The sequence below is a fragment of the Acinetobacter sp. ABJ_C5_2 genome, from assembly GCF_044538485.1.
GTDB classification, from domain to species: Bacteria; Pseudomonadota; Gammaproteobacteria; order Pseudomonadales; family Moraxellaceae; genus Acinetobacter; species Acinetobacter nosocomialis_A.
In genome coordinates, this window is sequence record NZ_JBIUCS010000003.1 from 137,123 (window position 1) to 157,383 (window position 20,261).

Consider the following 20,261-nt stretch of genomic DNA (forward strand, 5'->3'; position numbering starts at 1 on the left):
CAAAAGGCGCATTTTTTTTACTCGGTATAAGCTTACGCTTTACGAGCTGGTAATTTTTCACGAATACGTGCAGCTTTACCAGACAAGTCACGGAGGTAGTAAAGTTTAGCACGACGAACGTCACCACGACGTTTCACTTCGATTTTAGCAACAACTGGTGAGTGAGTTTGGAATACACGCTCAACACCAACACCGCTAGAAATTTTACGTACTGTGAACGCAGAGTTCAAACCACGGTTTTTCTTAGCGATTACAACACCTTCAAATGCCTGAAGACGTTCACGGTCACCTTCTTTTACTTTAACTTGAACAACTACTGTATCACCAGGAGCAAATTCAGGAAGGTCAGTTTTTAACTGTGCATTTTCAACAGCTTGAACTAAAGGATGTTTACCACTCATTGTGGGAATCTCCATATGTGCGGAGTCAGAAGAGGTCTGATTTTCCGCTGGGGATAGAGGCTAAAGCGCATATCAACCCGTTTAACTTTCCCTTTACGACAACCGTAAAGAGCCTTAAGTACACATAAATCTATAAAGTAAAAATAGATTTATGCTTCTAACTCGAAGCATTGCTTCTCGTCTTGTTGTAGAACTTTCGTTCCTGAGAATAGCAATTAAGAATTACCACCATTCTCTTATGTATCTTTTAGCCATTTCTTCTGCTGCTTAGTCAACTCTACTTTTTCTACCAACTCTGGTCGGCGTTCTAAAGTCCGTTGATATCGCTGCAAAAAGCGCCATTTTTCAATATTGGCATGGTGCCCTGATTTTAAAATTTCAGGAACATCCAACCCTTCAAACTGGTCTGGCTTAGTATATTGTGGACAATCTAGAAGACCATCTACAAAAGAATCCTGTATCGCTGATTGCTCATCTGACATTACATTCGGCAAACGGCGAATAATACTATCAAGCAATACCATGGCAGGTAGTTCACCGCCAGATAAAACATAATCCCCAATTGACCATTCCTGATCAACATAATGCTGGATTAAACGTTCATCGACGCCTTCATAACGCCCACACAATACAATTAAGCCGTCATAATCAACAAACTGCTGTACTGCCTGTTCATTTAAAGTCTTGCCTTGTGGAGACATATACACCACAGGTACATGAACACACCCTGCTTGCGAAGCAAGTTGTTTGGCATGGTTAATTGCTTTTGCCAGCGGCTCAGCCATCATTACCATACCAGGACCACCACCAAATGGACGTTCATCCACTCTTCGGTAACTCCCTTCAGCAAAATCACGTGGATTAATACAAGTCACTTGCACAATATCACGCTTTGCTGCACGTCCGCTAATCCCGTACGCTGTAATCGCTTCAAACATTTCAGGAAAAAGCGTAATGACTGCAAAAAACACCGCAGACTCCTCTATTTTCCTGCTGCGTTAATCCTCTAAAAAGGATTAATAATCTACGCCCCAATTGACGTAAATGCGACCAGCTTCAAGATCAACGCGTTGTACCACATCTTTATGCCAAGGAATCATACGTTCTTCTGAATCAATGCTGTCTGGTGTAGCGCGTACAACCATCACATCATTAGCTCCAGTTTCAAACAACTCATGAATTTGCCCTAAGTTAACTTCCTGTTCATCATCGAGTCCTAACACTGTTAAGCCTTTTAAATCTGACCAGTAGTACTCATCTACATCTGCTTTTGGCAATTGAGATTTAGCAATCCAGATATTAGCGCCAACCAAGCTCTCCGCACCAGTGCGATCACTCACACCTTTCAAAGCGACAACTAGGCCTTTGCCATGTGGTTTCCAACGTTTTACATCTATTGTTTGCCAACCGGCCTTGGTCTCAATGTACCAAGGCAAGTAGTCAAACATGTTGCTCATAGGTTCTGTATTGGAATACACCCAGAGCCACCCATTCAATCCATAAGCTGAACGTAACTGTCCAATCTGAATACGATCTTCGGGAACATTCTGTGTTGGTGTCATGGGCTACCTACTACAAAAAATTATGCAGTAGCTTTTTTAGCTTGAGCAGCTAAAGAAGCAACACGTTCTGAAGGTTGAGCACCTTGAGAAACCCAGTGAGCAAAACGGTCTGCATCTAAACGAAGTTTTTCTGCTTGACCTTGTGCAGTTGGGTTAAAGAAACCAATACGCTCGATGAAACGACCATCACGTGCATTGCGGCTATCAGTCACAACGATTTGATAGAATGGACGTTTTTTTGCGCCGCCACGTGCTAAACGAATAACAACCATGATAAAAGCCTTATAATTCTTACGGATTATCCCTGCGCCGACCATCGGCAACACTTCAAACCCCTTTCATAGAGGGCGACATTCTACGTGATTTTTACCCTGAAAGAAAGATTAAATTTTGAGTTATCCGCAGTTTTGAATTTAAATTTATTTGCCATCCCAATTCGAAGTTGCAGAAGGAACACAAGCTGTACCACTGTTAATATCGGTTCCCTTTGTCCAGCAACGCTCACCCCGATAATTTAAGACGATATGCCCATCCCCAGATTGTGGAGTATTTGCAATCGGCGTCGCAGTCAATATCCATGTTTCCGCATTTAAAGCCCCTGCCGTCACTGGAGTCAAATTTACTGTATAAAGAGCTGTGTCTTGTATAGGATAAGATGATTGGACACCTAAGGCTGAAGCGGTTGCTCCACTAACTCTTAAATTAGCTATTTTATAACGCTGAATCTGCATGGAAAGCTGTTGCAGCGTAGCTTGCATTTCCACACGCTTGGTACGGCGGATATATTCTTGGTAAGAGGGGTAAGCTATCGCTACTATAATCGCAATAATTGCTACAGCAATCATTAACTCAATTAAGGTAAAACCCTTTATTTTATTTACCACGTCTCAGCTCCAGTGCCACAAGTTATATAAGTAACATTGCTAGTGGCTTTATTTTTACAACGTAATCCGTTACTACCAAACAAATAAGTAAAATTACTAGGATCGGAAGCCTCTGCTCGAATCACCCAGTTTTGCCCTAAAGCTGTAGGATCTGTTAAAGGTTTCGTTGTATCGTCACCATCGCGTACCGTTATTTTATATTTAATAGCACTACCAGTCGCTCCCATAGGCAAATTTACAGGTGATGCAGCACCCATAGAAAAGCCTTTGTAATTAAAATTTCTAGCTTTTTGACGAGCAAGTTGTACTGCTATTTGTTGCATTTGCTGTTGTGCACGCGAAGCATCAGCACGCAAAACATAGGCCTGATATGAAGGGATTGCTACTGCCGCAAAAATAGCAACAATCACGACCACAACCATTAGCTCAATAAGAGTGAAGCCCAAAGAATACGTGAATTTACGTTTCATCACCTATCCCTTCCTAACGGACATACCAGCGCTGTGGTATTAAACACATTTTGCTACTACTAGAGGCAATAATACCGCCGATAGTGGTGACACCACGGTTACCCATATTTACACAATAGTTCTTATTATTAGTACTTCCATTACCGTCACCGCCGCCGCCGCCACCACCGCCACCGCCACCGCTACCACCATCATCTACAACAGTAGTATCTTGAATACCCGCCCCTTGTGAACAACTTGTACCAGGCGCACACTGAACACTAACATTTTCAGCTGCTAGAGTAGATTGGCTACATTGTCCAAAAGGCATACAGAACTGATTTAAAAAGCTTTCGCCTTTTACTCCTGCTCCACAATCTCCAGACATACCTGCTTTTCCACCATCAAAAGTAGAAACAAACATACGATGATTTAATACGATTGGTGTTGAAAACACTTTAGCATCTTGAATATTGGTGGACTTAAATTGATAGAACCATCCACGGGTAGCAGAAAGTAAAGCGACTGCACCATCATCATATGTATTCCAATTTGAATTAGTAATTTCCCCCAATTGATTAGTATTTGTGATTGGAGTTTGATATACAAAATCAGCTTTATATAAATTTCTATCTGCTACATCTTTATCGTAAATATTATATACCGCATCATAATTATAACCTTGGCCCGAGGCATACTGAGCTAAGGGTTTACTACGATTACCACTACCAATAGAAACAACGGCAAACGTTGTGCCATTATAGTCATACACTGAAAATGCAGGCATTTCATAAAAACGTGGACTAGCAGCACCATTATTTAAATTCAATAATAATTGTGGGAGTTTAGCAAAGTTTGCATTTGTTGCTGCAGTGTTATCTAAATCGATACGGAATAGTTGACCACCTAAATCACCAAAATAAAGATGATCAATCAAACCATCACCATTTCGATCTTCGGTACGAATTTCACTTACTACGCTATATTTTAAATTATTGGATTGAGTATAAGCTTCGGCACCTTGAGCTGTAGTCGCTTTAGCACTAGCCCACCAAAGGAGCTTACCGTTATCAGCGTCAAACATATATACACCTGCACCTTGGCTAATGCTCGGGTTATAGGTATCACTTTCATAGCCTTCATCATAACCACCGCCAACAAACATTACTCGTTTACGTTCAGTAGTTTTACCATCGCTTTTCTTCCAATTTACCCAGCCAATACTCGGCTTAGACCAACTTTGGCCCATATTACTTAATGCAGCATAAGTAGTAGTTGTACCGTTATAATAGGTTTTCTGTTCATCAGGAGATATTTGGAACAGTAACTTTGGATTACTCATATCTTGCAAATTGAGTGCATAATAACTACGCCCTCCCATTCGCAAACCGCCATACACGATCTGCTTCCCTTCTTGAGAACCATAGCCTTTACCGACAGTGAGTCCTTTTCGACTACCATCTAATACATACTGAGTATAACTAGCCCAAGGTCCATCAATACCATAATATAATTGATCGACCCCTCCATTCATGGCATCGTTTTTCAAAAATGCTTCGGGTTGTTTCTCGATCATTTCATTTGGTACAAAGGTGAATACTTCTTTTCCGCCATTACTATCCACAGAAGTACTATCATTTTTGCCAGCCTTAACTATATGTAAAAGCCCCTGTGTTGTGCCAAATAAGACATAGTCTTCACGATTTTGAGTATCAATTACGCCATTTGTATACGTAATTTGACCACTATTGGTAATTAATAGTGGTGAGGAATGCATTAACGCACCAATCTGTCTTAAAGAAGTGGACGGAGTAGCATTAAGAACTAAATGATCAGGATCCTTTGCTTGAGTCACAGTCATTGGATACCCAAGCAACGCCATTAAATAACCACGTTTCCCATCAGTTTGGTACGTCGTATCTGTTAAATCGGACTTTTTAATTTGTCTTAGAGTTGTTGTCGTTGAACCGTCTGCACTTCGATTCGTCAAAAGATTACGATTCTCTTGTGTTGTTTGATTCATTGTTAGGAGTAACTGTGACCACGCTCCTCCTTTTAGAGTGTAGCTATTACTCCCAGGCGTATTGGAATCAGAATTATCATTTGTACTGTCATTATCGGTATATGCCCAAAAGTCACGATTTGGAAGTATTTGTCCCTTTGTAGCAGTTGCTGTACTAATTAAAGTACTATTATCACGGTCTTTTAAAATACCATTAACTACTGCATATTTTTTGAGATTACCCGCCCAAAGTTGATAGTTTTTATCTGGAGTCGGTTGGAACTGAGGGAAATAAGCCTGTTTTTGTAATACAGCAGGGTTAAGACTATCTTTAGGAATAGTAGGTGAACCTGTAGTTACAGCTGGAATCTCAGAGCCTAAATCTCCAAGAAATGCATTTACACTACTTACAACGTCTTGAGAGCTTGAACCAGAATACCAACCACCACTTGCATTAACACCCCATTTCGCAGCTTCTTTTTGATTTGCCGATGCAGTAGAGTTGTTAATATTTGCCAAGTTCTCTTCTAAAGAAAGCGACCTATTAAAAGATGGAATAATATTAAAATCACTTCCAAAACCAACAACAGCCGTTTTAATTTTTAATCCAACAGGATTACTGCCATTGTTTAGTAAAAATTGTGAAAACTGTTGAATACAATTCCAGCCTGTATCACTATCCGTACAAGCAAATGTTTTACCGCTTAAAGCTTTCTTCATTAATCCTGATGCTGAAGAGTTTCCATTTGGATCACCATCAGTTAAAACATAAACACCTTGACCACTACACTGTGTAGTACTTCCTGACATTTGTTTAGTAATACTATCGGGACGTACATAGCTCCCTCCACTGGTTGCACCTGTACCAGCATAGTTAAAACCACTATTACTTAGTCCTTGAGTGGTGGTACCCATTAAAGAAGCCGCTGCTTCTGCATAAGCATTAGCTGTCGGAGTACCGCCTCTGGCACCAAGTTTTGCAATTTCTTCTATTAGTATTCTTCTTTGAGTTTTACCATTTACGACTGCATCTAAACGTCGAGCTGGAATACGGACCTGCCCCGTTAAATTGTCTGCAGCAGTCGGCTCACCAGCAGTATTAAATTGTGTTGGACGAGAAAAAGTTGTAAGGCCAATCAACTTATCATCCGAAATAGGTAAAATTCCTTTGCTACTATTACCGTTAAGTAAATCAATCATTCCATCTTTTACACGAGTAATACGGTCAGGATATTGAGTATTTGGACCGGCCTTATAGTAATAAGTATTATTATAGTTTGAAGACATTGAGGTCAAACCACTAGTAGAAGGTGCACTCTTTAACTTAATTGTACAATCACTTTGCGAACTCGAATTGCCACAGCTATACCAAGATGTCCCCGACTTCATATAATAGTAAGTTGGAGCAGTAGCAGTACAGTAATAACGCTTATATTCTGCAACTCCATTACTCGACAACACATTGTTATAACCTGTTTGTACAACATCATTTGGTATATCACATGCACTGGCATTATTTTGTAGCTGCGGATATCCCATAGAACCTGAAATATCCAATACAAACATTAAAGTAATATCACCAGCTTTTGCTTTTTGATAGATATCAATATCACTGGCCTGACTTACACTACTCGCTACTAACCCAGTACATAAAGCAGCTACCGCACTTGTTAAAAGCTTTGGATGATATGAAAACTTTAAGTCTTTCTTATCCATTATTATTTTCCCCAATTAATTAAAAATCTTGTGCAATAGTGTATTCAGTGACATTGGTGGTAAATGGAACATTTAAGCTTGTTAAACACTCTGATACTGATCTTAAAGGATTATCTAAGTCGGATTTATTAGTGACATCTGGCGCTGCCGTTCCATCTGGAAGTGTCACTTCACTCATGTGTTGTTGTAGACATTTGTTAATATCAGCATGACTAACACTACTTAAACTTGGCATTAATGACACAGCAAATACTTTGACTCGTTTAGCTTCTTGGACTTGTCCTTCTTTTTCATCAAGACCACGAGTTCGAGCATAAAATGGGTCATCCTCCCCAACAGTCGAAAATTTAACTGCGATCTGAGTCATAACTGCCCTACGACCACTGGTAAACCAGTTATTGGTTGTATCGACTGCATCGCAATAACCATCGGTACCTAATGCATTATTAGTAGGTGCACTATTTCCGTCTATCCACTGCATTAAGCTGGCACGTCCAATATTAAAAAAGTCACTTTGATCTCCGCGATAACAAAAGACTAATTCCTTATTTTTGTCATTTGCATTGCTGATATAACCGAAAAGACCCGTTGCACTTAAACTCTGAATTAAGTTAGTTGGATTCTCTATTTGAAAAAAAGAAGCGTCTGAATTTTGCAATATCAATTGCTGCACTTGGCTATTCGTCGCTATATTTAAATTAATCAAACCCTTACGAATAGCTATTGTGCCAATAATCATAATTGCAACTAAGAAAATGAGTACAACAATTAACGCTGAGCCACCCTGCTTCAGTTTCATTTCCCACGCTCCCCAATTACATTACGCAAGGTAATGGTTTGTGATATCACTTGACGCACATATTTTTTTGTCGCATTCGTAGGCTTTTTTACTGTAATCGTTTGGTCCAATACTGAAAATTGTTGGTCATCTTTAATTGCGACTTCTGCACCGACTGGTTGCAATGAACGTGTTAATAATCCGATTTGGACTGAAACAATACGTGGACGAGGAGCAGTCAAACTTAAATAATCATGTATTGAAATATAACGTCGCCCAGAATTTCCTTGGACATTCAGTAAAACCCGAAAATAATCCACACGTTTCATTATAATTTCACCTGCATCCCCATAACGAGTTATAGCAGTTGGGCTCCCTGTTAGAGGGTAATAGCCAGCATCACAAGCAAGTGCTAAAGGTTGATTAGGTTCATCACTATTATTTTTATCGTCTTTACGTAAAAAATATCGTTGGACTATGACTTGACGGCCACTAGCAAGAGGGAAATTCAGATTATTTCCTTCACAATCTGTACCGCCTATATATTCATCATCAGCTTGAGTTGCGGTACCTTTAGTATCAATTGTATATTGCGGTATATATTGAATAACGAGTTGGTCACTAGCAATATCACTTCCATTACTTTGGACGTTTGATGCTCCAGTCCAAGTATTACCACTACCAACACTATCCCCCTGACTACGAGAAAGTAGATTAGGATTAGCAGTTACACCAACAATAGTTTTATAAAGATTACTAAGAGGCTCATTAGCAGCATCTTTAGCTGAATTAATTGCAGAAGTTAAGACAATACCACCATAAGCAGTTTGATCATCAATAACCGCTTTTGGATTATTTAAGTTTGCAAGGCGAATATCTTGAGTTAAATAGTTAAGGCCAAAATTTGCATTATCTTGCACATCAGAAACACCTACCTGCATAGATAAACTTTTTTGACTAGACAAAAATAATAATATTGCAGCAGCAGTAATTATGAGGCCTAAGGCTAACGAAATTATTAATTCGATTAATGTAAAACCCTGATGTTTTTTCATTTTAATAGGCCTCCATAATCACACATGTTGAATTATCGTTATATGAAGTATCTTGAGTACAATCTCCTACGCCAGTGCCATTCGTTGCACTAGTATCGCCCCATGCAATATAAATACATTGACGATTATTAGTTTGTGGACAAGCAATCATATTCATAGTCATGCCTAAAGAAGACGCACTATTAACAACTTGTGCAACATCAAAATCTGCTAGCTCCGTATCAGTACAATTGTTTTGAAAGCAATTTTTAGCAAAGTCTGTTTGTTTACTGGCATCTTGGAGTTGCTGGTTATATACAGTTAAAGAATTACGATTAACTCTAATCCGTTCGGCAAGATCACGCGCCAATGTAATTGCTTGAACACGCGAAGTACTTTCTGCACTTGCGTCTAAGGCTCTATACTGCAAAGCAATAAAGCCTAAAATGCCAATTGCCAAAATCAGCAAAGCAACTAAAATTTCAATCATACCCATACCACGCTGGTGTCCAAGGCTCTTCATGAACATGTCCCCATTGTGATTGACTGAATTGATCCCATTCTTGAAACACTAATAATTTTTGATTTATTACCGAACGCCGTATTACAAATTTCAAAAGTTGTATCTCCGGTCGCATCTTTCACTAAACCGGACATCGAAAATATGATGGAGGTATCAGATCCTGTCTTTAATTGAGCTTTTCCACTTGGCATCCAATTGATTTGATTGTCACTATCTGCAATATAAGTAGAATTTAATTGCACTTTGACTTGTCTACGTTCTACTACAGCTTTCATACGTGCCTGATTTATACTTGAAACTAGATCTTCTGTGCTTCTATTCAAATTTTGGTTATTCAACATATCCCCAAACATTGGAACAGCCATGGTTGCAATAATAGCCATCATTACAATCGTCACCATGAGCTCAATTAAGGTGAACCCTTCTTGCGGAATAATCCCCCTCATCCCCATAACCCCAAATGAATTTAAAAATTTTATTTCTATATAAATTTTACGTTTTACTTTTACAAAACGAATACAAACCAGATAAAGGGTATAAAAAAACAGATAACTGTCATATCACAATTATCTGTTTAACTTTTTAAAATCAGTATGTTAAATAAGTCACATTTTATGCTTGTGTTACATGAATACGTAATTCTTTAGGAAGACTAAAAGTAATATTTTCTTCACGTCCTTCTAACTCTTTAGGCGCCTGAGCACCCCAATCTTGTAAACGTTGAATGACTTGCTTAATTAAAATTTCTGGAGCCGAGGCACCAGCTGTTACACCAATTTTACAAGTTTCATTGAACCATGATTGTTCAAGCTGATCAGCATTATCCACAAGATAAGCGGCTTTACCCATGCGTTCAGCAAGCTCGCGTAAACGGTTCGAATTTGATGAATTAGGTGAACCAACAACCAGTACGACATCGCATTTTTCAGCTAAGTCACGTACTGCATCTTGTCTGTTTTGAGTCGCGTAACAAATATCATCTTTGCGCGGCCCTTGAATTTTAGGGAACTTCGCACGTAAAGCATCAATAACTTTCGCTGTATCATCAATAGATAAAGTTGTTTGAGTAACAAAAGCCAATTTCTCTGGATGTCTGACTTCAAGTGCTGCCACATCAGCTTCATCTTCAACCAGATAAATGTCACCGCCTTTTAATTTGTCATATTGACCCATTGTTCCTTCAACTTCTGGATGACCTTCATGACCAATTAAAATTGCTTCAGTTCCTTCACGAGCATATTTAGTTACTTCAATATGTACTTTCGTAACAAGCGGACAAGTCGCATCAAAAACTTTTAGGCCGCGACGCTCTGCTTCTTGCTGAACTGCTTTTGAAACCCCGTGCGCACTAAAAATGACAATCGAATCATCTGGTACTTGATCCAGTTCATCAACAAAAACTGCCCCTCTTTGACGCAAGTCATCTACCACAAATTTGTTATGGACAACTTCATGACGTACATAAATAGGAGGATTAAAACATTCCAAAGCCCGATTGACGATTGCTATGGCTCGATCAACACCGGCACAAAAACCACGCGGATTAGCTAACACAATTTCCATAACAGCCTCAAAATTAATAAAACAGGGGAATTTCTCGTAAATATTTGCAGTTAAAACTATTCAGTTTAAACGCACGGTACACTACAATAGCGAAGATATTTTATCATATCAGGAAAAATATCATGTCGGGTCTATTGTTTGTCGTTTCTGCTGCATCAGGAACGGGCAAAACATCTTTGGTGAAAGCCCTACTTGACCGTGTAAGCAATTTACATGTTTCAGTTTCGCATACTACCCGAGGTCAACGACCAGGTGAATTAGATGGTGTTCACTATCATTTCACAACAAAAGATGACTTTTTAGACCAAGTAGACCAAGGTGGATTTATTGAATACGCTGAAGTATTTGGTAACTACTATGGCACTTCGCAAGCAACCGTAAAACAACAGTTAGCTCAAGGACATGATGTCTTGCTTGAAATTGATTGGCAAGGTGCAGAGCAAGTACGTAAGCTGTTTCCTGAATCTAAACAAATCTTTATTTTACCGCCTACTCAATTCGATTTACGTCAGCGTTTATCTAACCGTGGTACAGATTCTGTTGAAGTTATTGAACATCGTTTAAGCTGCGCTGTTGAAGACATGCAGCATTATACGAACTTTGACTACATCATTATCAATGATGATTTTAATAAAGCCTTACATGAGCTTGAAGCTGTGATTACAGCGAACCGTTTAGTGCTATCTCAGCAAGCAAAAAGACACCAAACCTTAATTCAAGACTTGATTACTCCTCAACCAAAACAGGAATAACTTGAGTCTAGAACGAAAGCCTTTTATACTATTTAGTCTGTTCAAATTTACCATTCCAAAACGAGAACTTTTATGGCACGCGTCACCGTTGAAGATTGTTTAGATCATGTAGACAACCGTTTTGAGCTTGTGCTCGTTGCAAGTAAACGTGCTCGTCAATTGGCACGTCAAGGCATGGAGCCAACTGTAGAATGGGATAACGACAAACCAACAGTTGTTGCTTTACGTGAAATCGCTGTAGGCCACGTAACGAAAGAAATTCTTAAACAACGTGAGCAAGATTACCAAACTTCTAGTCTTGATCTTGCCCTTTCTACAAACAGCTTAAATTTAGAAGGTTTTTCTTTCTAATTACTCCTGTTTCTATAAAAAACCATCGTTTCTTTGCGATGGTTTTTTATTTGGCTTCTTCATATTTAAAACATATTGGCAAAAGCAATTATTTTCATTGAAAAAAAAATACACTTTTTCAAATGAAAAAATTGACAAGTTCCGCAATATGCTTTTCATTAAGAAGTAGATAGATTTAGTTTTTTAAGCAACAGAAAAAGGGTGGTCTATGCCAGGCGAAGAGGTCAGCCAAGCCAAGCAACAGCTCAAATTAATTATCGAACCTTACTTATCAGTAAGCGAGGTCGAGAAAGTGCTTGCTGCCTGTGATTTTGGAGATCTGGCACACACTGGTATTACACGTAAAAGTGGCGAACCCTATATTCTGCATCCAATTGCTGTTAGCTGTATTTTAGCTAACATGCGACTGGACCCTGAAACTTTAATGGCAGCGCTTTTACATGATGTCATTGAAGATACTCAATATACCAAAGAAGATATTATTGAGCGATTCGGACAAACTGTTGCAGAGCTCGTTGATGGTGTAACCAAGTTAAGCCAATCAAGCGACAAAGAATATAATAAAGCGGCGTCTTTCAGAAAAATTTTGCAAGCAACGTTACAAGATCCACGTGTCATTATTATTAAACTAGCCGATCGCTATCATAATATGACAACCTTAGGTGCTTTACGTCCCGATAAACGTGCTCGTATCGCGCAAGAAACTTTTGATATTTTTGTACCCATGGCAAGATTAGTCGGCATGAATGAAATGGCTGATAATCTTGAAAACTTGTGTTATCAAAATCTAGATTTAGACATGTTTGATAACGTCCAGAATGCTTTACTCCAAACCAAACCAGAACGATGTAAATATCAAAGTATCTGGGAGCAAAATCTTGCAGAGCTTCTGCACAATTATCATATCCAAGGCCGTATTAAAAAGAAAAATAATAATATTGAACTATTACGCCACTTCGTTAAAAACGAGATGGATTTGCAAGAGCTTACTCATAGCCATGCCTTTGAAATCGTTTTACAGTCTATTGCTGACTGCGACCGTTTATTTGCAGCATTAAAAGAAAATTTCCAAGTCATCCAATATCAAGATCATATCCGTCGTCCATTGCCTGGTGGCAATCAGTCTTTATTGATCAAGCTCAAAGGCGAAAAAACTACATTATCGCTCACTGTCCAAACTGAGCTCATGCGTAAAGCTGCCCGTTTTGGTGTGGTATTAGGTGAAAATGCACCGCAAACTTGTCGTTCTGCCATTCAGGCATCAATGCAGAACTTAAATACACTCATTGATGGTGAATGCGCTAAAACAACTTTTAATGATTTACTTGATTATTTACATCAAGAAAAAATTTGGGTCTATACCCCACATGGCCAATTACATGAATTACCACAAGGTGCAACAGTAGTTGACTTCGCCTATTCAGCAAGTCTTTTCTTGGGTAACCATGCAGTAGGCGCAAAAGTTGATGGAGAGATTAAACCACTCTCTACACCATTAGTTAGTGGTCAGGTTATCGAGATTATTACGGATGTTTTAGCGACACCAAACCCAGACTGGCTAAGCTTTATTAATACGCAAAAAGCGCGTCGTGCATTACAGCATGTACTTAAAGATCAAGATATTGAAGAACAACGTTTAGTGGGTGCACAAGCACTTTCACGAGCACTGAAACTCTTTAACCGTTCAATCAATGATCTTTCAGAAGCAGATTGGCTAGACCTCTTACAATGGCGTCATATTGATAATAAAGATGCATTATTTGAGCAAATCGCAGTTGGAGACTTACTTCCTCAACTCGTAGCCAACCATTTGTTTGCAAATGACAAACATCCACAAGTAGAAAATTCAGACCGTTTAATTCAGGGTACTGAAGGCATCGATGTTAAATATGCTCATTGCTGTAATCCAGTTTTAGGCGATCTCATTCAGGGTCATTTAACGCGCCGCGGATTAATTGTGCACCGTATTCGTTGTCATAATTTACTTCACGAACAACATTTGCATCCAGAAAATATTATGCCGCTTCAATGGAAAGCAGATGACGTAGATGATGTACGTTTTACTGCCTACCTTGCGATTTATATGGCCATGAATGATGAGCAGGTATCAGACCTCATCTATCAATGTCGTAAAAATAATGCAGGGGTAGAAATGGTACACTCCAATGAGCAGCGGACTTTTGTGAACATCGTGGTGAATAATCGTAAGCATATTGCAAAAGTCATTCGTGATTTACGCATGCACTATGGGTTCCCACGTATTGAACGTTTAGATGCCCCTGCCCCACAAGCGGAAATTTCCAAAGTCAGCTAAAATTTGTTCTACTTTACTAAAATCTAACTTTCCAGAAGCACATAATCAATTAAATCGATGATACTTTTGTCAAAACGTATCATCGATTATGATGGAAAAAGATTTAATCAAGGAGAACCAAATGTCCCGCCAAGTCATTCATACTGAAAATGCCCCTGCTGCTATTGGCACATATTCTCAAGCCATTTTAGTAGGTAATACACTATATCTATCTGGGCAAATTGGTTTAGACCCTTACAGTATGGAACTTGTAGACGGTATTGAAGCTCAAATCCGCCGTGTATTTGATAACCTAAAAGCAGTATGTGAAGCGGCAGGTGGCTCACTTGCAGATATTGCAAAGCTCAATATTTTCCTTACTGATTTATCTAATTTCCAGCTTGTAAACCAAATTATGGGCGAATATTTTGCTCAGCCATACCCAGCTCGTGCAGCACTTGGGGTAGCAAGCTTACCTAAAGGTGCATTAGTAGAAATGGACGGAATTGTAATTATTAATCAATAAGATAAAACTTTAACTACAGATCAATCCTTAAATATTTAGCTCTAAAATTAGATACCGCCACGCTTAGAAATCTGAACAATTATTAGATTTCCGCTTAGGCGGTATTTTTTTATCCAAAATCCCAATAAAGATAAATGAGATTTTAAATGAATTTCATTGACAAACGATAATAATTATCAATAATATCAATTATCGCATTTATATTTGGGGATCACTCCCATGTACGTTTGCTTGTGTCGTGGCATTACCGATCAGGATATTAAAGACGCTATTGAAAATGGCGCTGAAAGCTATCGTGAAATTCGCGATTTGCTTGATCTCGGTACTTGCTGTGGACGCTGTGCACCAGAAGCACGTGCTATTATTAGTGAAGAATTAGCAGAAATTGCTGCACGCATTTCTGTAGCTGCATAATAAAAATTAGTATTTAACAGTAAATTATTGACTCCTCCACCGCTTTTTGCGGAACGTTAATTGTTCCTCATTCAAGCGGTTTTTTTTGGAAGGAGATTCACCTTTACCAATATTGTGTTGTTTTTGATTGCGATTTTCATTTGCTGTTCTATAAATTACTCGCCATATCCATGATTGTTCACTAAAATGAATTCATAGATTGCCTTAATTGAATTAAGGCAGAAATTGTTTTGGAGTAGCTACAATGAAAGGCAATCGTGATGTGATTAATCAGCTTAACCAAGTGCTGTATCATCATTTAACTGCAATTAACCAATACTTTTTACACTCTCGCATGTTTAATGACTGGGGAATTGAACAACTTGGTTCTGCTGAATATAAAGAATCAATTCGTCAAATGAAATATGCAGACAAAATTATTGAACGTATTCTATTTTTAGAGGGCCTTCCTAATCTTCAACATCTAGGCAAACTTTATATTGGTCAACATACAGAAGAAGTTCTGCAATGTGATATTCGCAAAGTGAAAGAAAACATTGAAGCCATTCAAAAAGCAGTCGCTTTAGCTGAAACAGAACAAGATTATGTAACGCGTGATTTAGTACAAGAAATTCTAGAAAAAGAAGAAGAATATTGGGATTGGTTAGATACTCAAATTGACCTTATCGGTAGCGTTGGTATTGAAAATTATATTCAGAGTCAAATGTAATTTTTCATAAAAAAATCCCCTTGAGTACAAGGGGATTTTTTTATTTATCTTTTATTAATTCTGACAGTGTTATTTGCTGTCTATAAAGGTGCTGCAAAATAAATATTTGTTGCTCTGCTTGATCTACTTTTCCATTGTAAGCAAGTAACTGAGCATATTTACGCAAATTATAAGGGGTTGCTTTGTTCTTCACAAAATTTCCCCATTGAACTAACTCTGCTTCAGATAAAGTTACATTAGAATTGAGAGCAATCCATTTTAAACGCTGCTCAAATTGAGTTAGTACAAAAATCTGGTCACTTCCCATGAGCTCAGTATTTGGCTGCTTATTTTTAAATAGTAAATTACTATTTATGACATAAACATTGTAATCACGCCAAATTGCGATCATAAGTATTAAGCTGACGCTCCAAATGAAGCGAAGAATTTGTTTGTTAAGCTTAATACCTTTTAGTATAGGAGTCTGTGCTTGAATTACACCTAATAAAAAGCCACAAGTCAGCAAGAAATAAGCATAACGCTGCGGAAACTCCAACATGGCGTGAATAAGCACAGTACAGACCATCATCACTGCGATAATCGAGATTGTTTCTTTTGCTTGTTGATTTAGCCAAAATAACCAACATGTAAAGTAAGCAATAATCACCGCACCAAGTGGAATACCATTCCAAATAATAAGATCTAGCAACACATTATGAGCGCTGGTCGTCCACTCCGTCGTTGGAAAAAGAGCATAAGCAGACATTTGAGCAACACTGGTTTGATTCCACCCATATCCCAGCCAAGGATGTTGCTGTACAGCGATTAACATTTGCGTCCAAATATTAAAACGCAGATAACCCGAGCTTGCCCGTTCAGCCAAGCTACTCGCCTTAGTTATATCTGTATGTGACCATGTCTCAATTAAGCTTGTAAGGAATGGTAAAACTAAGCCCGCCATGAGGAAAAAGCCAGCACACCATAATAAGCCTTGAAACACCCCAAAACGCTTAGGTTTATTAAATTGCTTAATAGCCCAATAAATGAGTAAAAATGGAAAAACAATCCAAGAAGTGCGTGATTGGCTAAGGACAACTGCAAATAAAATAGTTAGCGCTGATGGCAAGAGCAACCAAACCGATGCTTTGTTCTTTTCATATAAATATAAGCATCCTAATAGTCCCATAATAAGAAAGGTTGCCATATTATTCGGTTGCCCAAAGTTACCGTACGGACGGTTACCAATTAAATGCAACATATGAGCAAAATGTGTATCAATATTTAACCACTGACAAACTGCAATAAGACTAGTTGCAACCGAAACAATAACAGTAAGTAAACTAAACCCTGTAAAAATTTGGTCTCGCTGCTGTTGATCTAATGACAGGTTATAGCCAGCCACAACCATAATCCAAAAGCCTAATAAGTAAAGTGAACTTAACAAAGCTGTACTAAAATCGAAAATTAGACCAAAAGCCCACTGCACCACTGGAATTAAAATAAATGGCAATAGTAATAATTGCGCCCGCGGAATTTTTATATTTTGATAAAAAAGTGCAGCTACGACACTCAGACCTGCCGCAAAGGTACTCATTTCGCTAGAAAACATCACCCAAGGGTTATAGTGAAATGGAGATAGCCATGCAAAACCTAACAGGATTGCTGCGAGGAATAAAAAGAATACTTGCATAGTGACAGGTTATAGGCCAAAAACTAGAGAAGGATTATACATGCAAACAAGAAAAGAGAAGTTTTCTAACATATAAGAATTTTATACTGTTTTGAAATTATTAGTGAAAAATAAATTTTGATCTCTAACATAAAAAAGCACCTTACTTAAGGTGCTTTTTCACTTTACTTAGATATAAATTAACGCTTAGGGCCTTTAACATAAGAACCTAGAGTATCATTTGTAGTAGCTGTACAATCAATATTACCCCCCGTATTCATTTGGCAAATTCCCTCATACACCAAACTTTTAACTTCACTAACACCAGTGAAGTTAATAGTAACTGTACCATCCCCTGCTGCTGGTGCACTTGGAGCAGCACCCGATAAAGTAACAGCAGCTGTAGCATAATGCGGAGTTGGCAACACAGAACCAGCAAAACCATACGCCTTAAGTTGTGCTAATGTATTACACTTAGTACCATCACCAGCTTGGTCACTTAAGCAATTTTTAACAGCTTGTTTAATTCCTTCTACATCAGCAATATTAGATGCCCATTTAGACTTAACCGTATAGTCCTGATAAGCAGGAATAGCAACTGCCGCCAAAATACCAATAATCGCAACCACGATCATGAGTTCAATTAATGTAAAACCTTTTTGTGCATTCATAGCCTTTTCCCCAAAGATTGTATGTATGTTTTTATATAAGCTTTTTCAGCTATCATCTATATTGCAGCAACCATGCCAACTTTTATTTTAATTTAAAAACAACAAGTTATGATTTATAACAATTAAACCCAAGAGTATATTAGGCAAATAACTGACAAAAATTGTCACTCAAATTTTATTAGTATTGAATCACTAATAAAAATCTCTTAGCAACTCACTTCTTTTTTTTATTCTTTAATGTGATAAAAATCTCTTTAAAAGCAGATAAATAGATGACATTTTTTGTCAGTCGACATACTAAACATGAATTTAAAAAAACAGCGAATCATAGGGCAAATAACTTAATTAATAATGATAGGCGCATTCCCTAATTCATTATTTTGATCTGGCATATTCTCATCGTAAAAGCGTGACATCACATCGCCAATTTGCTGAACCCCAATCACTACAGCATGTAAATACTGTTTTTGTTTAAGCTGCTGCACAATAGACTCGCAAATCTGTTGCCATATCTGCTCAGTCGTCGCATTTCCAATACCACGATCAAATATAATTTCTACTGTGCGTTCACATAAATTTAAATAGAGCAATACACCGCTATTAAGTTCGGTATCCCAAACCCCAAGTTCTGCAAATAATTGCTGTGCCCTTAAGCGCGTATTTTGTCTATACGCTTGTGAACAAGGAATATGCCCTTCTATAACGACCTGTATTTCACCAACATGACCAAGTTCTGCTTGTTGAACAGCTTCAGCAATCGCTTGTTTATCATTTTTATTGAAATAACGGCTACTAGCAGGAAAATAACAAAGATGCTTAAACCAACGTTTTAGGCTTGGCTCTACAGATTCCTCAATTTTGGGTTGAGTAATAATTTGTGTTGTTTCTGATGTTGTTACCATGAGCCTGAAGCACCTCCACCACCAAAACGACCTCCGCCGCCACCATAACCGCCACCTCCACCACCAAAACCGCCTCCACGTCCACCGCCGCCAGAGCCACTTAGAATGGCCTGTAAAATAAGTTGAGCAATTGAGGTAATGAGTAAAAAGAAGATACCGAATCCAAGTAGCAAACTAGTAACCACACCAGCACCGTTTACAAAGCCTGCTACCGCAGCAGCAGCACCTGCTGTAGAGGCACTAAGCGGACGACCAACAATAAACGAGCCTACAATTCCAGCAATAAGAATAAATAATGCCATCGTCAGAGTTGTTTGTTTGGCTTGTTGTTCTTCGGCAGCCTGATGTTGGCGCTCTTTTAAATCTTGGGCAGCTTGCTGAGCAACTTCCGGATCTAGATTTAAAATTCTTGTAATTTCATCAACACCAGCGTTTAAGCCTTGTGCATATTGGGCTTGTTTAAAATAAGGTGTAATTTGATTTCGAATAATTCGACTTGCCACAATATCCGGCAATACGCCTTCTAAACCATATCCAGTTAGAATTTGTATGCGGTGATCATTAATTGCAACTGCAATGAGTAATCCATTATCACGTTTACTCGAACCAAGTTGCCATTTTTCACCCACACGTAAAGCGTAATCAAAAATATCTTCTTGACCCGTAGTCGGTACGATCACAATACCTATTTGTGCCTTACCTTGCTGGTATAAATTTAAAATTTTCTGGTTAAGTTGCTGCTTCTCAGCTTCATTCAAAATATTGGCTTGATCAATGACAGGCTGATTTAATGTAGGTAAACCACGAATTGATTCACCATCAGCCATATCATTCGCAACCTGAGCTTGAGGCGCGGCACTTGAAGCAGCCTGCTCATTTACTTTAGACTTCGATGCTTGAGCTTGCTGCTGTTGAATAATTTTACCTGCCACCACCGTGTCAGTTTCATCTGTAGCAGTGGCAATATTATTCTCACTCCAAGCCGCACTCTGAAACAGGACACTGCAGCAGAGCATAATTAAGGTAATAACAAATACCTTAATTTGCTTAGACTGAAGCAATATAGTATTTCTCATGCGGCAC

Annotated in this window: 22 protein-coding genes and 2 pseudogenes; 8 read left to right on the forward strand and 16 right to left on the reverse strand. The window is 38.5% G+C overall.

Going from position 1 to position 20,261, the window contains the following annotated elements; genetic code table 11:
• Positions 1 to 32: 32 nt before the first annotated feature.
• The 11 genes from rplS to ACH8JV_RS05785 form a co-directional block, all read right to left on the reverse strand.
• A complete protein-coding gene (gene rplS, locus ACH8JV_RS05735) occupies positions 33 to 401 on the reverse strand; it encodes a 50S ribosomal protein L19 (RefSeq protein ID WP_002051668.1) in 369 nt (122 codons plus the stop codon).
• Positions 402 to 637: 236 nt separating this feature from the next.
• Positions 638 to 1,372 (reverse strand): tRNA (guanosine(37)-N1)-methyltransferase TrmD, encoded by a 735-nt coding sequence (gene trmD / locus ACH8JV_RS05740; RefSeq protein ID WP_311086517.1) that lies wholly within the window; start codon positions 1,370 to 1,372, stop codon positions 638 to 640.
• Positions 1,373 to 1,417: 45 nt separating this feature from the next.
• The gene (gene rimM / locus ACH8JV_RS05745; RefSeq protein WP_396520115.1) at positions 1,418 to 1,963 is read right to left on the reverse strand and encodes a ribosome maturation factor RimM; all 546 of its coding nucleotides are present in this window, start codon (positions 1,961 to 1,963) and stop codon (positions 1,418 to 1,420) included.
• 20 nt (positions 1,964 to 1,983) lie between these two features.
• Positions 1,984 to 2,235 carry a 30S ribosomal protein S16 gene (gene rpsP, locus ACH8JV_RS05750; protein WP_000260334.1) on the reverse strand — a complete coding sequence of 84 codons (252 nt, stop codon included), beginning with the start codon at positions 2,233 to 2,235 and terminating at the stop codon, positions 1,984 to 1,986.
• Between the two features lie 147 nt (positions 2,236 to 2,382).
• On the reverse strand, positions 2,383 to 2,847 hold the full coding sequence (locus ACH8JV_RS05755) for a type IV pilin protein (protein ID WP_396520117.1): 465 nt from the start codon (positions 2,845 to 2,847) through the stop codon (positions 2,383 to 2,385).
• On the reverse strand, positions 2,841 to 3,317 hold the full coding sequence (locus ACH8JV_RS05760; protein WP_396520119.1) for a type IV pilin protein: 477 nt from the start codon (positions 3,315 to 3,317) through the stop codon (positions 2,841 to 2,843). Before ACH8JV_RS05760 ends, ACH8JV_RS05755 begins: the two co-directional genes overlap by 7 nt.
• A gap of 13 nt (positions 3,318 to 3,330) precedes the next feature.
• On the reverse strand, positions 3,331 to 7,014 hold the full coding sequence (locus ACH8JV_RS05765; RefSeq protein ID WP_396520121.1) for a pilus assembly protein PilY: 3,684 nt from the start codon (positions 7,012 to 7,014) through the stop codon (positions 3,331 to 3,333).
• Between the two features lie 19 nt (positions 7,015 to 7,033).
• Positions 7,034 to 7,813 (reverse strand): pilus assembly protein PilX, encoded by a 780-nt coding sequence (locus ACH8JV_RS05770; RefSeq protein WP_396520123.1) that lies wholly within the window; start codon positions 7,811 to 7,813, stop codon positions 7,034 to 7,036.
• The gene (locus tag ACH8JV_RS05775) at positions 7,810 to 8,847 is read right to left on the reverse strand and encodes a PilW family protein (RefSeq protein WP_396520125.1); all 1,038 of its coding nucleotides are present in this window, start codon (positions 8,845 to 8,847) and stop codon (positions 7,810 to 7,812) included. Before ACH8JV_RS05775 ends, ACH8JV_RS05770 begins: the two co-directional genes overlap by 4 nt.
• 1 nt (position 8,848) lies before the next feature.
• Complete coding sequence (pilV, locus tag ACH8JV_RS05780; protein ID WP_396520127.1) at positions 8,849 to 9,349, reverse strand: type IV pilus modification protein PilV; 501 nt, start codon at positions 9,347 to 9,349, stop codon at positions 8,849 to 8,851.
• Positions 9,346 to 9,795, reverse strand: coding sequence for a GspH/FimT family pseudopilin (locus tag ACH8JV_RS05785; protein ID WP_396520129.1), 450 nt, complete (start codon positions 9,793 to 9,795; stop codon positions 9,346 to 9,348). Before ACH8JV_RS05785 ends, pilV begins: the two co-directional genes overlap by 4 nt.
• Here ACH8JV_RS05785 and ACH8JV_RS05790 point away from each other — a divergent pair.
• A pseudogene (locus tag ACH8JV_RS05790) lies at positions 9,704 to 9,949 on the forward strand (hypothetical protein); the annotation flags it as partial. The gene ACH8JV_RS05785 and the pseudogene ACH8JV_RS05790 sit on opposite strands and share 92 nt — an antisense overlap.
• 12 nt (positions 9,950 to 9,961) lie before the next feature.
• On the opposite strand, the gene ispH reads toward ACH8JV_RS05790, so the two are convergent.
• The gene (ispH, locus tag ACH8JV_RS05795) at positions 9,962 to 10,912 is read right to left on the reverse strand and encodes a 4-hydroxy-3-methylbut-2-enyl diphosphate reductase (protein ID WP_396480102.1); all 951 of its coding nucleotides are present in this window, start codon (positions 10,910 to 10,912) and stop codon (positions 9,962 to 9,964) included.
• 122 nt (positions 10,913 to 11,034) lie between these two features.
• Here ispH and gmk point away from each other — a divergent pair, with 122 nt between their 5' ends.
• The 7 genes and pseudogenes from gmk (at position 11,035) to bfr (ending at position 15,957) form a co-directional block, all read left to right on the forward strand.
• On the forward strand, positions 11,035 to 11,664 hold the full coding sequence (gene gmk / locus ACH8JV_RS05800; RefSeq protein WP_263614720.1) for a guanylate kinase: 630 nt from the start codon (positions 11,035 to 11,037) through the stop codon (positions 11,662 to 11,664).
• A gap of 72 nt (positions 11,665 to 11,736) precedes the next feature.
• Complete coding sequence (gene rpoZ, locus ACH8JV_RS05805; protein WP_000135049.1) at positions 11,737 to 12,015, forward strand: DNA-directed RNA polymerase subunit omega; 279 nt, start codon at positions 11,737 to 11,739, stop codon at positions 12,013 to 12,015.
• Between the two features lie 38 nt (positions 12,016 to 12,053).
• Positions 12,054 to 12,184 (forward strand): annotated as a pseudogene (locus ACH8JV_RS05810) (hypothetical protein).
• Between the two features lie 39 nt (positions 12,185 to 12,223).
• A complete protein-coding gene (locus tag ACH8JV_RS05815) occupies positions 12,224 to 14,329 on the forward strand; it encodes a bifunctional (p)ppGpp synthetase/guanosine-3',5'-bis(diphosphate) 3'-pyrophosphohydrolase (RefSeq protein WP_263614721.1) in 2,106 nt (701 codons plus the stop codon).
• Positions 14,330 to 14,450: 121 nt separating this feature from the next.
• On the forward strand, positions 14,451 to 14,834 hold the full coding sequence (locus ACH8JV_RS05820) for a RidA family protein (protein ID WP_002051728.1): 384 nt from the start codon (positions 14,451 to 14,453) through the stop codon (positions 14,832 to 14,834).
• Positions 14,835 to 15,053: 219 nt separating this feature from the next.
• Entirely contained in the window at positions 15,054 to 15,248 is a 195-nt protein-coding gene (locus tag ACH8JV_RS05825) for a bacterioferritin-associated ferredoxin (RefSeq protein WP_000289091.1), read from the forward strand.
• A 244-nt stretch (positions 15,249 to 15,492) separates the two neighbouring features.
• Entirely contained in the window at positions 15,493 to 15,957 is a 465-nt protein-coding gene (bfr, locus tag ACH8JV_RS05830) for a bacterioferritin (protein ID WP_396520131.1), read from the forward strand.
• Between the two features lie 40 nt (positions 15,958 to 15,997).
• On the opposite strand, the gene ACH8JV_RS05835 is transcribed toward bfr, so the two are convergent.
• From ACH8JV_RS05835 to ACH8JV_RS05850, 4 genes are all read right to left on the reverse strand, one after another.
• Complete coding sequence (locus ACH8JV_RS05835; protein WP_396520133.1) at positions 15,998 to 17,626, reverse strand: pilin glycosylation ligase domain-containing protein; 1,629 nt, start codon at positions 17,624 to 17,626, stop codon at positions 15,998 to 16,000.
• A gap of 179 nt (positions 17,627 to 17,805) precedes the next feature.
• On the reverse strand, positions 17,806 to 18,276 hold the full coding sequence (locus tag ACH8JV_RS05840; protein ID WP_396520135.1) for a prepilin-type N-terminal cleavage/methylation domain-containing protein: 471 nt from the start codon (positions 18,274 to 18,276) through the stop codon (positions 17,806 to 17,808).
• Between the two features lie 341 nt (positions 18,277 to 18,617).
• Entirely contained in the window at positions 18,618 to 19,178 is a 561-nt protein-coding gene (locus ACH8JV_RS05845) for a TPM domain-containing protein (RefSeq protein WP_311069798.1), read from the reverse strand.
• Positions 19,172 to 20,254, reverse strand: coding sequence for a TPM domain-containing protein (locus ACH8JV_RS05850; protein ID WP_396520137.1), 1,083 nt, complete (start codon positions 20,252 to 20,254; stop codon positions 19,172 to 19,174). Before ACH8JV_RS05850 ends, ACH8JV_RS05845 begins: the two co-directional genes overlap by 7 nt.
• Positions 20,255 to 20,261 lie beyond the last annotated feature (7 nt).